The sequence below is a fragment of the Corynebacterium sp. p3-SID1056 genome, assembly GCF_025152525.1.
In the GTDB taxonomy this organism is placed as follows: Bacteria; Actinomycetota; Actinomycetes; order Mycobacteriales; family Mycobacteriaceae; genus Corynebacterium.
The window spans coordinates 58,112-72,811 of the sequence record NZ_JALXXL010000011.1 but is presented as its reverse complement, the minus strand read 5'-3'; the positions used below and the strand labels follow the sequence as shown (position 1 = coordinate 72,811).

At 65.6% G+C, this 14,700-nt stretch carries 13 protein-coding genes, 1 tRNA gene and 1 pseudogene; 9 read left to right on the top strand and 6 right to left on the bottom strand.

Features of this window, described 5'->3' with window-relative positions; translation table 11 throughout:
• On the top strand, positions 1-753 hold a 753-nt coding region (locus M3G14_RS10125), incomplete at its 5' end, for a hypothetical protein (RefSeq protein ID WP_259926403.1).
• Positions 754-799: 46 nt separating this feature from the next.
• Here M3G14_RS10125 and M3G14_RS10120 read toward each other — a convergent pair.
• Positions 800-874 (bottom strand) — tRNA-Gly (locus tag M3G14_RS10120).
• A 136-nt stretch (positions 875-1,010) separates the two neighbouring features.
• Here M3G14_RS10120 and M3G14_RS10115 point away from each other — a divergent pair.
• The 5 genes from M3G14_RS10115 to M3G14_RS10095 all read left to right on the top strand — a co-directional run bounded on the left by M3G14_RS10115 (position 1,011) and on the right by M3G14_RS10095 (position 5,894).
• Positions 1,011-1,793 carry a DUF1542 domain-containing protein gene (locus M3G14_RS10115; protein WP_259926402.1) on the top strand — a complete coding sequence of 261 codons (783 nt, stop codon included), beginning with the start codon at positions 1,011-1,013 and terminating at the stop codon, positions 1,791-1,793.
• 79 nt (positions 1,794-1,872) lie between these two features.
• The gene (locus M3G14_RS10110) at positions 1,873-2,652 is read left to right on the top strand and encodes an electron transfer flavoprotein subunit beta/FixA family protein (RefSeq protein ID WP_259926401.1); all 780 of its coding nucleotides are present in this window, start codon (positions 1,873-1,875) and stop codon (positions 2,650-2,652) included.
• A gap of 12 nt (positions 2,653-2,664) precedes the next feature.
• Positions 2,665-3,603 (top strand): electron transfer flavoprotein subunit alpha/FixB family protein, encoded by a 939-nt coding sequence (locus M3G14_RS10105; RefSeq protein ID WP_259926400.1) that lies wholly within the window; start codon positions 2,665-2,667, stop codon positions 3,601-3,603.
• A gap of 7 nt (positions 3,604-3,610) precedes the next feature.
• Positions 3,611-5,029: a cytochrome b/b6 domain-containing protein gene (locus tag M3G14_RS10100; protein ID WP_259926399.1), complete on the top strand. Its 1,419-nt coding sequence runs from the start codon at positions 3,611-3,613 to the stop codon at positions 5,027-5,029.
• 25 nt (positions 5,030-5,054) lie between these two features.
• On the top strand, positions 5,055-5,894 hold the full coding sequence (locus M3G14_RS10095) for an aldo/keto reductase (RefSeq protein WP_259926398.1): 840 nt from the start codon (positions 5,055-5,057) through the stop codon (positions 5,892-5,894).
• Here M3G14_RS10095 and M3G14_RS10090 read toward each other — a convergent pair.
• Together M3G14_RS10090 and M3G14_RS10085 are read right to left on the bottom strand one after the other, a co-directional pair.
• Positions 5,891-7,090, bottom strand: coding sequence for an 8-amino-7-oxononanoate synthase (locus M3G14_RS10090; RefSeq protein ID WP_259926397.1), 1,200 nt, complete (start codon positions 7,088-7,090; stop codon positions 5,891-5,893). The two genes, M3G14_RS10095 and M3G14_RS10090, sit on opposite strands and share 4 nt — an antisense overlap.
• Positions 7,091-7,093: 3 nt before the next feature.
• A complete protein-coding gene (locus M3G14_RS10085; protein WP_259926396.1) occupies positions 7,094-7,798 on the bottom strand; it encodes a 6-carboxyhexanoate--CoA ligase in 705 nt (234 codons plus the stop codon).
• 84 nt (positions 7,799-7,882) lie between these two features.
• Between M3G14_RS10085 and M3G14_RS10080 the strand changes: the two genes are divergently transcribed.
• Together M3G14_RS10080 and bioD are read left to right on the top strand one after the other, a co-directional pair.
• The gene (locus tag M3G14_RS10080) at positions 7,883-9,172 is read left to right on the top strand and encodes an adenosylmethionine--8-amino-7-oxononanoate transaminase (RefSeq protein WP_259926395.1); all 1,290 of its coding nucleotides are present in this window, start codon (positions 7,883-7,885) and stop codon (positions 9,170-9,172) included.
• A complete protein-coding gene (gene bioD, locus M3G14_RS10075; RefSeq protein WP_259926393.1) occupies positions 9,169-9,837 on the top strand; it encodes a dethiobiotin synthase in 669 nt (222 codons plus the stop codon). Before M3G14_RS10080 ends, bioD begins: the two co-directional genes overlap by 4 nt.
• An 89-nt stretch (positions 9,838-9,926) precedes the next feature.
• Here bioD and M3G14_RS10070 read toward each other — a convergent pair whose 3' ends face one another.
• A complete protein-coding gene (locus M3G14_RS10070; RefSeq protein ID WP_259926392.1) occupies positions 9,927-10,400 on the bottom strand; it encodes a ribose-5-phosphate isomerase in 474 nt (157 codons plus the stop codon).
• A 10-nt stretch (positions 10,401-10,410) separates the two neighbouring features.
• The gene (locus tag M3G14_RS10065) at positions 10,411-11,031 is read right to left on the bottom strand and encodes a DsbA family protein (protein WP_259926391.1); all 621 of its coding nucleotides are present in this window, start codon (positions 11,029-11,031) and stop codon (positions 10,411-10,413) included.
• A gap of 67 nt (positions 11,032-11,098) precedes the next feature.
• On the opposite strand from M3G14_RS10065, the gene pepN reads away from it, so the two are divergent.
• Positions 11,099-13,501, top strand: a complete 2,403-nt coding sequence (gene pepN / locus M3G14_RS10060; RefSeq protein ID WP_259926390.1) for an aminopeptidase N — start codon at positions 11,099-11,101, stop codon at positions 13,499-13,501.
• On the opposite strand, the pseudogene M3G14_RS10055 reads toward pepN, so the two are convergent.
• Positions 13,498-14,637: pseudogene (locus tag M3G14_RS10055) on the bottom strand (cystathionine gamma-synthase); the annotation flags it as partial. The gene pepN and the pseudogene M3G14_RS10055 overlap by 4 nt on opposite strands.
• Between the last annotated feature and the right edge of the window lie 63 nt (positions 14,638-14,700).

The window sequence follows — 14,700 nt, the reverse complement described above, 5'->3', positions numbered from 1 at the left end:
GCGCAGCAAAGGCGCAACGAAGAACTTGCGTTTATCAAAACTGCCTTAATCAAGCGGGGCAAGGCAGTCATTACCGGTCCGGCAGCTGCCAGAGTCTTGGGGCTTAGCACCCTGCATTGGGTCACCCGTGTTGATCTGCTGTATACAAGCAAGTGCCATGCAAAAGCGAAGATAATTCACCCATCTCAGGTAGTTATTCACAACGCGAAGCTCGGAGAAGACGACTTCATCACAGAAAACGGCATACGGCGTGTGTCGGTGATACGGGCGCTGTTCGACTCGTACCGCTTCTACGGGCGTTTGGAAACACTTGTACAGATCGAGTCTGCACGCTGGACGTGGCCAGAGCTGACGGTGGCAGCGCTGCTGGATCGGTGTGAAACACTTCCGCGCGCGAAGGGGATTCGGGGGTTTCGCGAATTGATCCAACATTCCGCGGACACATCGCAGAGTCCGTTGGAAACAATTGTGCGGGACACACTCATCCAGGCGATTGACCATGGCGCACTTACCGGAGTTGCAAGGTTGGAGTTCCAGGTCGGTTTCCGCATCGAGGATCCGCAGGGATTGACCACGACTGCCTGGGCTGACGCATTGATCAACGGTCACATTGTGCTGGAAGCCGATGGCGCGGTCTTTTACCGAGTGGGATGGGCTGCCGCGCAGGAAGCGCAGTTCATCCCCCACTTGCAGCGACTTATCCAGGCGCATCCTGGGGTAAAACAGTTGCCGGGCAGAATCGAGACCACGTAGAACCCTAAAACCGCGTAAAAACCGGCGCCCCACAGGGCACCGGCATTGGAGGGAATGACGGGAATCGAACCCGCGTCTTCAGCTTGGAAGGCTGAGGTATTAGCCACTATACGACATTCCCAGTCGCGAAAAACGCTACCGGAAAAGTGTAGCTCAGCCGCCAATGCAATCCAAACCCTTGGGCGGGCGGAACTTTCTTGGGCCTGAATACGTTGGTCTGAGTAAGAAACGAGTAGTTAATCAAGGACGTGGGTTGCATGTTTTCACTGGTTCTCATTCTCGCCGCGGTCGGCGTGGGCGCGTATTTGCTCAGCAGCAGCGGCGGTACGCGTAAGCAGCTCAACCAGCAACAGCTGGATGACGCGGTAGCGGACGCGAAGCGGTGGACTGACCGGTTGGGCTCGCAGGTGCTGAGCCTGTCCGGCAGTGATGCCGCGTCGACGCAAGCGTTAGCGGATGCCTCCGAGCGCTTCAACGCGGCGAACTCGGCGCTGTCTACCGCGCAGTCGGTGAAGCAAGCTCAGCTGGCGCGCGAGTCCGCGCTGGAGGGGCTGTACTACGTCAACGCTGCCCGCGAGTTGATGGGCATGCCGGCAGGCCCTGCCCTCCCGGAGCTGGAGGGCCAACGACGCGCAGGCCGGGTGACCGAAGAGCGCACGGTGCGCCAGGAGGATGGCACGACGGTGACGGCGTCGCCGCACGCGTCTGCGGCTACGCCGCATTACTACCCGGGTGGTGCGGTCGCGGGCCGGCCGGTGCCTGCCGGCTGGTATTCGACCGCGTGGTGGGGCCCGGCCATGATGACGGGCATGTGGGCGGCAAGCTCGATGATGTTTTATTCAGCCATGTTTGCGGGCATGGCGGGCACCCCATCTGCCGGCGAGTTTGGGGCTGGGGACTTTGCAGCCGGCGACGCGGGAGACATGGGCGGGGACTTCGGCGCTGGTGATGTAGGCGATGCGGCTGGCGGTGACGTCGGCGGCGGGTTGTTTGACGGCGGCGGCTTTGACTTTGGAGACTTTGGCGGCTTTGACCTGTGAGTGGGCGTCGATAGGCACCAGCACATGCGCGCGCGATAGACTGCTTGGCGTTCGATTGCCCTATATATAAGGAGCCGCAGTGCGCATTGCAGTGTTGCTGAAAGAAGTCCCGGACACCTACAGCGACCGCGACATGAACCTGGAAACTGGTCTGACGGACCGCACAGGTGAGGTCGCCGCTGATGAGGTCAGCGAGCGCGCGGTGGAGGCAGCACTGTGTATCGCGGAGAAGCTGGGCAAGGACGACGTGCACGTTGAGGTGCTCTCGGTCGGGCCCAAGCAAGCGGCGGAGTCGGTGCGCCGCGGTATCGCGATGGGTGCCAACGATGCGACGATGGTGACGGATGACCGCCTGATCGGCGCCGATGCGACGATGACCGCGACGGTGCTGGCGGAGCTGATCCGCCGCGGCAACTACGACCTGGTGATTTCGGGCACGATGTCCTCGGATGGCGGCACTGGCGTGATCGCGCCGATGCTGGGCGAGCTGCTGAACTGGCCCGCGCTGACAAATCTCACGGAGCTTGAGGTCGTGGGCAAGCAGGTCACGGCGATCCAGTTGGGCGACCACGTCACTTCCAAGCTTCGCGCAGAGCTGCCCGCGGTCGTGGCGGTGTCGGACGAGTTCGCGGACGCGCGCTTCCCCAACTTCAAGGGGCTGATGGCGGCGAAGAAGAAGGAGCTGACCACGCTGACCTTGGACGATCTGGGCATTGACGCGGAGAATTTCACGCCCGCGCGCGCGATCATGGTGAGCATTGACCGCCGCCCGCCGCGTGAGCAGGGCGAGATCATTGACGAGTCCTCCACCTCCGCTGCACAGCTCGTCGACTTCCTCGAGTCCAAGAACCTTATCTAGTTAGGAGCCCCAATGACCAGCACAGATCCGGTTCTCGTTCTACTCGCCGATACTCTTGATGGCTCGCCCGACCCGGCGGCGGGGGAGCTCATCGGCGCCGCCAGCACGCTCGGCACCCCCGTTGTGCTCGCCTCGAGCGCCGCACACGCCGAAGCGCTGGGTGCACTCGGCGCATCCAAGGTCGCTGTCTCGGAGCTTGCGCTTATCGACGCCGCGTTGGCCGCCGCCGAGACCTTCAACCCCGCAGCCATCCTCACCTCCCACGATGTGCGCGGCCGCGACCTGGCTGCGCGCGTAGCCGTGCGCTTGGGCCGTGCCGTACTCACGGATGCCGTCGGGGTCCGCCGCGACGAGCAGGGCATTGTCACCGACCACTCCAATTACGGCGGTGCCTTTACTGCCGTGGCTGCGGCGACGCACTCCGCGCCGGTGATCACGCTGCGTTTGGGCAGCGTCGAGGCGCGCGCGGAGGCAGCAGCCGGTGAGGTCGTGGAAGTCTCCGGGGAAGCGCGAGAGCGCCGCCTCGCGGAAGTACTCGAAAGCGAGAAGGACGAGCGCACCTCGACCCGCCCGGAGCTGACCACGGCCGACAAGGTAGTCGCCGGTGGCGTCGCACTTGGCGATGCCGACATGTTCGAAGAACTCGTCGGCGGTCTTGCCGACGCGCTCGGTGCCGCCGTCGGCGCCACCCGCTCCGCGGTGGACGAGGACCAGGTGCCCTACGAGGCGCAGATCGGCCAGACGGGTGTGTTGGTCTCGCCGAAGCTGTATATCGGCATCGGTATCTCCGGCGCGGGCCAGCACCTGGTTGGCATGCAGACCGCCGATACGATCGTGGCGATCAACAATGACGAGGACGCCCCCATCTTCGAAATCGCCGACTTCGGCATCATCGGCGACCTCTTCGATGTGGTGCCCGACATTATCGACGAGCTCGAGTCCAGGAAGTAGGCGCTTTATGCAGGTACCCGTACGTCAGGGCCTGCCGCGCGTGCCCGGCGGGGCACCGTGGCCCCCGGTCACGACTGCCGAGGTCGCACAGGCCGCCTCGGCAGCCGCCGACGCTGAGCAGGCAACGACCGACGCACCCTCGACCGAGCCGAGCGCCGCACTGGTAACTGTGCCACTGCGCCGCGGCCTGCCGCGTACCCCCGGCGGTGCCCCCTGGCCGGAAGCCGACACCGCGCAGGTGCCCGCGCCGAAGCACGCGCCCGAGGAGTCCGCGGCCGCGGACTCAGCACAGGAGCCTGCCGCCGAGCTGGTGACCGTGCCGCTGCGCCGCGGGCTACCGCGTACCCCCGGCGGTGCCCCCTGGCCCGAAGCCGACACCGCGCAGGTACCCGCGCCGAAACACACAGCAGCCGAACACGCAGCGCCGGAACACACAGCAGCCGAACACGCAGCGCCGGAACAGTCTGCGGCCGCGGACTCGGCACCGGCTCCCGCACCGCAGAAACCCACGCCGCAGAAACCAGCACCGTCGCAGCAACGTGGCGGCGAGCAGGCGTCGAGAAGCAAGGCCCCCTGGCTGTGGGGCGCTGCGCTTTTCGTGCTGGCGGCTATCGGTGTGCTGGGCGCGCGCTGGTTCGTCGGCACCGATACGGGCGCGGCCTTCATCGCCCGCTACGACGGGCGCCAGCCGCTGCCAGAGAATGCACCGGTCGGCTTGCCCGCATGGCTGGGGTGGACGCACTTCTTCAACATGTTCTTGATGGCAATGCTGGTCAAGACGGGGATGACGCAGCGTCGAGAAGCGAAGCCAGCGGCGTACTGGGCACCACGCTCACGGCCGCGGGAGAAGATCTCCGTCAATCTGTGGCTCCACCTGGTGCTCGACATTGCCTGGGTGGTGCTCGGCGCGATTTTCTACGTGCTGCTCTTTGCTACCGGCCAGTGGATGCGCATCGTTCCCACGAGCTGGGAGGTGTTCCCGCAGGCAGTGTCGACGGGCATCCAGTACCTGAGCCTTGACTGGCCGAGCGAGAACCCGTGGGTGTACTACAACGCCCTACAGGAGCTGTCCTACTTCCTCGTGGTGTTTGTCGCTTCCCCGCTTGCGATTTTGTCGGGTGCGCGAATGAGCCCGATGTGGCCGAAGCAGTGGGACTTTTTCCCGATGCGCACCGCGCGTGCACTGCACTTCCCCACCATGGTGTTCTTCGTGGCCTTCTTGGTCGTCCACATCGCGCTCGTGGCAACCACTGGGCTGCGCGGCAACCTCAACGCCATGTTCGCAGCGACCGAGGACCCGACCGGCTGGACCGGCACCGTCCTCTTCCTCGTCGCGGCGGCGATCATCGCCGGCGGGTGGGCGCTCGCCCGCCCCGTCCTTGTCGCCCCACTCGCCGCAAAGACAGGTAACGTCACTGGCCGCTAAACGCTCTTCACCATTAAAGGACCCCATGACCTCTGCAATCCCGCGCCTCAAGCTTCACGACGCCACGTCGATCCCCCAACTCGGCTACGGCCTGCACCGCGTGGACCCGGCGCGCGCCGAAGAGCTCACCCTGGCCGCATTAGAGGCGGGCTACCGGCACCTCGACACCGCATTCATCTACGGCAACGAGGAAGGTGTGGGCCGCGCAATCGCCGCATCTGGCATCCCGCGCGAGGAACTCTACGTGACCACGAAGCTGTGGAACGACCGGCACCGGGATGCCGATGCCGCGCTCGCCGAGTCGCTGACGCGCCTCGGGCTGGACCACGTGGACATGTACCTCATCCACTGGCCGGTGCCTTCACAGGGGGCGTACGTGGACGCATGGAAAACCATGATCCAGCTGCGCGAGCAGGGACTGACCACCTCGATCGGGGTGTCGAACTTCCTGCCTGGCCACATCGATGAGCTGGAGATGGCCACCGACGTCACTCCCGCGCTCAACCAGGTCGAGCTGCACCCGCTGTTCCAGCGGTGGAAGGAACTCGACGCGATGCGGGTACACGGCGTTGCCATCGAAGGGTGGGCACCGCTCGGCGGGGGCGAGCTGGACCTTGCAGACTACCCGGAGATCACCGACGCCGCCGAGGCACACGGCAAGACACCCGCGCAAGTGGTACTACGCTGGCACATCCAAAACAAGGTGATCGTCTTTCCAAAGACGAACTCCCCGGCGCGGATGGCGGAGAACTTGGACATCTTCGACTTCGAACTTGCACCGGACGAAATGGCGGCCATGATCGCGCTCGACGAAGAGGAGTTCGGCCGCATCGGCCCCCACCCGGCGGACTACGCGGAGTTCTAGATTCCCAAGCGCGCAAGCTCCTCGCACAGCGCGTCGATCTGCCCGGGTGTGTGCGTGGCCATCAGCGTGACGCGCAGGATTGCCTCGCCCCGCGGCACCGTGGGCCAGCGGATCGCCGGCACAATGAAGCCGCGCGCGGAAAGCTGCGCTGCCGCCTCCATTGCCGCGGACTCTTCGCCGACGTGAACGGGCACAATCGGGCCGGCGCCAGCGGTCGGACCTACCGCAGTGCCGCGGTTCGCGTGCCACCTGGCGATGTTGGCGTGCAGGCGTCGCACCGGGCCGGGATCGCGCTCGAGGACCTCCACCGCCGCCGTGATCGCCGCGCAGGTCGCCGGCGCGGGCGAGGTGGAAAAGACAAACGAGCGCGCCTGCTGGCGCAGCAGCTCGGCCACCGGCGCACTGGTGGCAACCGCAGCGCCCTCCGCCCCGAGCGCCTTGCTCGCGGTGATCAGCTGGATATCGGGACGCATGCCGTACAGCTCCGGCAGGCCGCGGCCGGTGGGGCCGATGGTGCCGATGGCGTGGGCGTCGTCAAGCACGCTCCACGCGCCGTGGCACTGACAGATTTCCATCAGCTCGGGCAGCGGCGCGCACACGCCATCCATGGAGAACAGGCCGTCGGTGATCACGAGCGCGTATTCGGTGGTGCGGTTGGCGAGCGCGCGGTCGACCGCGGCCATGTCGCGGTGGTCGGTCACGCGCACCTCGGCACCGCTGGCCTTTGCCAGGCGGCAGCCGTCGATGATGCTGGCATGGTTCTTTGCATCCGACACGATGGTCAGCCCTGGCCCGCGGCAGGCGGCGGCCAGTGCCTGAAGGGTCGATACGTTGGCTTGGTACCCGGTGGCAAACACGACCGCGTCTGGGTAGCCGGTAAAACGGGCGACGGCGGCTTCGGCGCGAATGTGCAGCTCGCTGGTGCCGGTGGTCAGACGCGATCCGCCCGAGCCCGCGCCGTACGCCTTAGTGGCGGCAACCGCGGCGTCGACCACGCGCGGATCCTCGGCCAGGCCCAGGTAGTTTGATGAGCTGAACAAGACCGCCTGGTGCGCATCCACCGCGTCGTTGGCGCGCAGCCGGGTGGTGGGCGTTTGCCCGCTGGCGAACACGGCGGGGCTGCGCCACAGGCCGCGCTCGCGCCACGAGTCCAGGTTTGCCTCGGCCACGTGGGCGAGCGGTGAAGTCTCGCGCATGTGCTACCCACCCGTCCGAATGAGCACCGGCTGGCGCTCCAGGTAATCGATCAGCGCCGCCACGTCGGCCCCCTCGCGGATGAGGAAAGCGCGCGCCCCCGCTGGTGAGCCTTTCGGCTTGATGCACGGGATGCGCGTGTACGTGCCATCGTGGGCGACATACCCGGTCGTGTAGTCGGGGTCGTCGGAAATGCACAGCTCGGCGACCACATCCGGGTGCGCGGCAACTTTGCTGGCCAGCACGAGCGCCTCGCGCGCGGTGTCCTTTGCCGTGGCGTGCGTGTACTCGAGCGCGTCAACGTGGCTGACCCGCACGCCGCGCTCACGGTCCGGTTCCAGGCGGGCGCCGGTGCCGGCGCACACCAGCATCGCACCGCGCATGTCGCGCGCGGCAAATGTCTCGCGGATCAGTGCCTCAGCGTGCGGGGTCAGCGGCGCAAGCAGCGCGGTAATGGTGGCGCGGGCGGCGTCCGGATCCGCGCACTCGGCGACCTCGATGCGAAGCGCATGAGTGTGCGCAATGTCGGGTTCCTCGAGTGCTTCGACGGTCAGGTGCGTCTGCGCTGCTTCACCCTTGGGGTGGTCCAGCGCGCGCTGCGCAAGCTGTGCGCACGTTGCAGCGACGTGTGCTGCGCCCACGATTCGCTCAGCGCCGGAGATGTGTCGGCCCTGGGAGTTGGCGCGCATGCGCACTGAGAAGTAGGTCATGTGACTTAACCTACACCGCCAGTTGTACGGTGTTCAATAGGTTCAAAAGTTCAGTACCGCCACCAACAGCAACGAAAGGCCCCCATGACGCCCGAGACACTCGCGGCCATCGACACCGCGCACATATGGCACCCCTACGCCGCCCCCGGCTTAGGCAACCTCCCCGTCGTCGCCACCAGCGGCGTACACCTCGAGCTCGCAGATGGTCGCCTGCTTATCGACGCCATGTCGTCCTGGTGGGCCGCCGCCCACGGACATGGGCACCCCCGGCTGGTGCGCGCCGCCCACGAACAGATCGATGCAATGTCGCATGTGATGTTCGGCGGACTCACCCACGCACCCGCCGCGCAGCTGACCCGCAACCTGCTTGAGCTGACAAGCGGCGAAGCGGGGCCGAACTACAGCCGCGTGTTCCTCGCGGACTCCGGTTCGGTCTCCGTTGAGGTGGCTATCAAGATGGCGCTGCAGTACGCCCGCGGCACCGGGCACCCGGAGCGCAACCGGCTGCTCACGTGGCGCTCCGGCTACCACGGCGACACCTTCGCCGCGATGAGCGTGTGCGACCCAGACGGCGGCATGCACGCCATGTGGCGCGGCGTGCTCGCCGAGCAACACTTCGCCCCTGCCCCACCAGTGCGCGGCGCGAGCGAGGCCGAGCGTGCCGCCTACCTCGCCGAATTCGAGAAGCTCATCACCGACGACGTCGCCGCCGTGGTCATCGAACCGGTGGTCCAGGGTGCCGGCGGCATGCGCTTCCACGACGCGGAGCTGGTCCAAGGTGTCCGCGAGCTATGCACCAAGCACGGGATTCTACTGTTGGCAGACGAAATCGCCACCGGGTTCGGCCGCACCGGGCAGTTGTTTACCACCCTGGACAACGGGGTAGTCCCCGACATCTTGTGCGTGGGCAAGGCGCTCACCGGCGGGTTCATGACACTGGCCGCCGTCCTCACCACCGATAAGGTCGCTTCCGGGATGGAGCCGGCCGCCATCATGCACGGGCCTACCTTCATGGGCAACCCCCTGGCATGCGCCGTCGCCGCCGAGGCCACCGCGATGATTCGCGAGGGCGACTGGCGCGAGCAGACCCGCAACATCGAGTGCTCGCTCGAAGAGGCGCTCGCACCGGCCCGGGAGGTGCCAGGCGTTGCCGACGTCCGCGTCTTGGGCGCGATCGGCGTGGTGGAAATGGCCTTCGACGTGGACATGGCCGCCACAACAAAGGCCGCGGTCGACCACGGCGTGTGGATCAGACCGTTCGGGCGCAACATCTACACCATGCCCCCGTTCATCTGCACCGAAGACCAGGTCCGCCAGATTGGCCGCGCCGTCGTCGCCGCGGCGCACGCGGCTAGTGAGGAGCAGCACCAATGATCATCGTTGTCACCGGCACGAACACCGATGTGGGCAAGACCATCGCTACGGCCGCCCTTGCCGCCGCCTGGCAGGACGCGGGGTATAGCGTCCGGGTGGCGAAGCCGCTACAGACCGGCGAGCCCGAAGGCGTCGGCGACGCAAACACCGTCGCGAGACTCACCGGGGTGCGCACTCACGAGCTCGCCCGCTTCCCTGAACCGCTCGCGCCGAACTTGTCTGCCCGGCGCGCCGGCATGCAGGTCCCGCCGCTCGAGGACGTCTGCGAGTGGATCCGCGAACTCGATACAAGTCATGATGGCGTCACCCTCGTCGAGGGCGCGGGTGGGCTGCTCGTGCGGCTTGCCGACGAGTACACGCTTGCCGATATCGCCGCCGAACTTGGCGCACCTCTCGTGGTCGTCACCTCGCTGGGGCTCGGCAGCCTCAACGCCGCCGAACTCACGGTCCGGGAGGCAAGCCGCCGAGGCGTACGCGTCGCCGGGCTCATCGGCGGGTTGCTGCCCGCAGACCCGGATCTTGCCACGCGGCTCAACCTCGAGGAGCTACCCGTAGTCACCGGCGTTGAGCTGTGGGCCAACATCCCCGCCGGTGCCGGTGCCCTGCGCCAGGAGGAGTTCGCGGAGATGGCACGCACGCTCGGCATTCCCGCCCCGCCGCGCTGAGGCGGCAGAAAAAGTTTTCCGACCGCACTCGTAACTCTCAGACGCAAAAAGCCCGGGGTTGGCCCCGGGCTCAATCACGAGAGCTGTCCCTAGTTGCCCGGAACCTCCGGGGCCACGCCGGTCTCCTCGTACTTGGACAGGATGTCGATGCGGCGCTGGTGGCGCTCCTCCTCGCTCCACGGCTGGGACACAAAGGCATCGACGATGGCGAGGGCCTCTTCCTCGGTGTGCATACGGCCACCGATGCCGATGAGCTGGGCGTTATTGTGCTCGCGCGCCAGCTTCGCGGTCTCTACGGACCAGGCCAGGGCGCAACGCGCACCCTTGACCTTGTTCGCGGCGATCTGCTCACCGTTGCCGGAACCGCCCAGCACGATGCCGAGCGAGCCCGGGTTGGCCACCACGGCCTCGGCAGCGGCGATGCAAAACGCTGGGTAGTCATCTGCGGCATCGTACTCGTGCGCGCCGCAGTCGATCACCTCGTGGCCCGTTTCTTCCAAGTGGGCCTTGATCTGGTTCTTTCGCTCGAAACCGGCGTGGTCTGCTCCTAGATAAATACGCATGCGCCTAAGCCTACCCGCGGACCTGGGGATCCTCGGTGCGGGAACGCTTGAGTTCGAAGAAGTAGGGGTAGGAGGCAAGGGACACGGAGGCGTCGAAAAGCTTGCCGGCCTCCTCGCCGGTGGGGACGCGGGTAATCACGGGGCCGAAAAACGCGGTATCCCCGAGCTTGACCACGGGTGTACCGACCTCGTCGCCGACGTTGTCCATCGCCTGCTGGTGGTAGGCGCGCAGCTGCTCGTCCACCGCCTCGGAGTTGGCGACATCCGCCAGCTCCGGCGGCAACCCAACGGCGTCAAGTGCGCCACCGATAATTTCGTCGTAGGCACCGAAGCCCTTCTTACCTCCCTGCCCCTCAGCGTGAATCATGGTGCCCATCATGGTGTACAGAGCGTCGACCTTCTCCGGGAACTCCTGCTTGACCTTGGTGAACACGCGGGCTGGGCCCCAGTTCGCCTCCATCATTCTGGCATACGCCGCGGGGATATCGCGGCCGTCGTTGAGCACGCTCAGTGACATGGGTACCCACTCGACCTCAATGTCGCGAACGTGCTCGACTTCCTTGATCCAGCGAGAAGTCAGCCAGCAAAACGGGCAAGAGACATCAAACCAAAACGTAACCTGTTGCGTCATCACGTGCTCCTTCATAGTTCGGTTGCCCCCACACTAGCCATTCCTGCGCGGCGAGTATGTTGGGGCCATGAAAACTAATCTCACTCGTGCCGACGCGCAGCACCGCGCCGGCCTGATCTCCAACGTTCATTACGACATCGACCTCGACGTCACCGGCGCCGAGCAGTTCCGCTCTCGGACCACGATCACCTTTGATTCCGCCGCGGGCGAGACCTTCTTCGACCTGGTCGCCGACTCCTTTTCCGCCACGCTCGACGGTGCGCCGATCGAGGGCGCGACACTTGCGCTGAGCGAGGGCGCGCACACCGTCGTCGTCGACGCCACCATCACCTACAACCGCACCGGCGAAGGCCTGCACAAGTTCACCGACCCGGTCGACGGCAAGGACTACCTCTACACGCAGTTCGAGCCCGCCATGGCCATGAAGGTCTTCGCCTGCTTCGACCAGCCGGATATCAAGGCCACCTACGATATCCACGTCACCGCCCCCGAGCGCTACACCGTGGTGCTCAACGAGCCGGCCACCCGCGAGTCCAACACCTGGTCGGCGAAGGTCGACTACCCGCTGTCCACCTACCTCATCGCGGTCATTGCCGGCGAGTACGAGCACGTCACCGACACCTACTCCGACGCCCACGGCGAGATCCCGCTGGGGATCTACGCCCGCGCCTCGCTGATGGAGCACCTGGATGCCGAGCGCCTGTTCCGCCAGACCAAGGACGGGTTTGCGTACTACCACGAGAACTTCGGCGTGGCGTACCCCTTTGGCAAGTACGACCAGATCTTCTGCCCGGAGTACAACATGGGCGCGATGGAAAACGCCGGCGCGGTGACCTTCCGCGACGAGTACGTCTTCACCTCCGAGCCGACCCCGTACCGCCTGGAGCGCCGCAACGACACCATCCTGCACGAGATGGCGCACATGTGGTTCGGCGATCTGGTCACCATGCAGTGGTGGGACGACCTGTGGCTCAACGAGTCCTTTGCCACCTGGTCCGCCGCGATCGCGCAGACCGAGATCGGCGAGTACGCAGACGCCTGGACCACCTTCGCCGCGGTGGAGAAGGCGTGGGCCTACCAGCAGGATCAGTTGCCCACCACGCACCCGATTGCCGCGGATGCGCCGGATATTGAGACCGCGGAGCAGAACTTCGACGGCATCACCTACGCCAAGGGTGCCTCCGTGCTCAAGCAGCTGCAGGCCTACGTCGGCCGCGACGAGTTCTTCGCGGGCGTGCAGCAGCACTTCCGTAACCACGCGCACGCCAACGCCACGTTCGCGGACCTGCTCTCCGCCCTCGAGAAGTCCTCCGGGCGCGACCTGTCGAGCTGGTCCGAGCAGTGGCTGCGCACCACCGGCGTGTCCATCCTGCGCCCGGAGATCACCGCGGATAGTTTCGCGGTGATCCAGGAGTCCGAGGTCATGCGCACCCACCGCGTCACCGTGGGCCTCTACTCGCTTGTCGACGGCCACGTGCAACGCACCCACCACGTCACCCTCGATGTCGAAGGCGAACGCACCGAGGTGCCCGAGCTCGCCGGCATCGCACACGACCTGGCGCTGGTCAACGACGAGGACCTCACCTACTGCAAGATGGGGCTCACCCCCGAACACCAGCGTTTCGCGCTTGCGCACCTCGGCGAAATCACCGATCCGCTGGCCCACACCCTGGTGTGGTCCTCGCTGTGGGAGTCCGTGCGTGATGGCCACCTGCCGGCCCGCGAGTTCGTCCGCCTGGTGTCCAAGCACGGTGCCGCCGAGGACCAGCCAAGCGTGCAGGAGCGTCTGCTCGCGCAGGCCACCCTTGCAGTCAAGCAGTACGTTGACCCGTCTTGGCAGCCTGAGGGCTTCAGCCTGCTTAACGACGCCTTCCGCGGGGCACAGCCGGCGGCGATCTTCGACCGGGCGCTGACGCGGCTGACCCCGACCGAGCAGACTGTTGACTACCTGCAGCAGCTGCTTGAGACTTCCAAGAACCAGGAGGTGCGCTGGCTGGCGCTGACCAGCCTCATCGCTGCCGGCAAGGCACCGCTTTCGGCCGCCGAAGAGGAGGAAGATACGTCCTCGGAGGGCGTCATTTCTCGGCTCCGTTGCCGCGCGACGGTGGAGAAGCAGTGGGCCTGGGACACGCTGGTGCACGAGAACCTGACCAACCTCGAGGCGCGCTACATCATGGACGGTCTCACATTCAACGCGCAGGGCAACGACGTCGACCTGGACGCGTTTACCGACGAGTACTTCCGCATCGCGCCGAAACTCTGGGAGCGTCTCACCAACGAGATGGCGCAGCGCACTCTCGAAGGTATGTACCCGACCTGGGCCGTCACGGAAGAGGCGGTGCGCAAGGCCGACGCGCTGCTTGATGACGCAAACGTGCCAGCCGGGCTCAAGCGCATTCTGGCGGAAGGCCAGGACCGCGTCGCGCGTGCGGTGCGCAACCGCGCCCGCGACGCAGCAGCAGCGAACTAAAGCGCTGCAATCGCCTGCTCAAGGTCCGCGATGAGGTCGTCGGCGTCTTCGATTCCCACCGAGATCCGCACGAGCTCACGCGGTACCTCCAGCTCGGAGCCGTTGACGGCCAAGTGGGTCATCGTCGCCGGGTGCTCGAGCAGGCTTTCCACCCCGCCGAGCGACTCGGCCAGACAGAAAAGTTTCGTGGACAGACAGAACTGCTTTGCCTGTTCCTCGGTCTGAAATTCGACGGACACCATGCCGCCGAAGCGCGCCATCTGTGCCTTGGCCACCTCGTGGTTGGGGTGCGATGCAAGGCCTGGGTAGTGGACCTTCGCCACGCAGTCCTGGCCTTCGAGATACTCGGCGACCGCCTCCGCGTTGTCGCAGTGGCGGTCCATCCGCACTGCAAGCGTCTTCAGACCACGGCCGGTGAGGTAGGTGTCGAACGGGGAAGGGATAGCGCCGACCCAGCCAAAGAAGAAGCGCAGGTCTTCCTCCAGCTTGGCGTCTCGCCCACAAACAATGCCGCCGACCACGTCGGAGTGCCCACCAATGTATTTCGTGGTGGAGTGTAAAACGACGTCTGCCCCTAGGCGGAAAGGCTTTTGCAGGTACGGGGAGGCAAACGTGTTGTCCACCACCAGGGTCGCCTCGCCTTTGACCTTTGCGATGGCGGCGATGTCAGCAATGCTCAGCAGCGGGTTTGTCGGCGTTTCTACCCACACCACCTTGGTGTTGGGCTGAATCGCTGCGGCAATCGCATCCGTGTCGGTGATGTCCACGACGGTGTTTTCCACGCCCCAGAGCGTAAACACCTGCTGGATCAAGCGGTAGGTTCCGCCGTATGCGTCGTTGCCAATCACAATGTGGTCCCCCGGCTTGAGCAGGATACGCAGCAGCGAATCGATCGCGGCCATGCCCGAGGCGAAAGCCACGCCGTAATCTGCCTCTTCAAGGGCCGCCACGGTTTTCTCCAGCGCGGTCACGGTGGGATTGCCCACGCGCGTGTACTCGTAGCCGCCGCGCAGCTTCGCCAGCCCGTCCTGAGCGAAGGTGGTCGAGGCGTAGATCGGTGTATTGATCGGGCCGTACAGACTGTCCGGTTCATAGCCGGCATGGATGGAATCCGTGGAAAACCCAGAGGTCATCGCGTTGCCTTTCGTTTCTTCGTAGTCGGGGTATCGCCCTCAACAGAAGGAGCTTCCCAGCAGTGT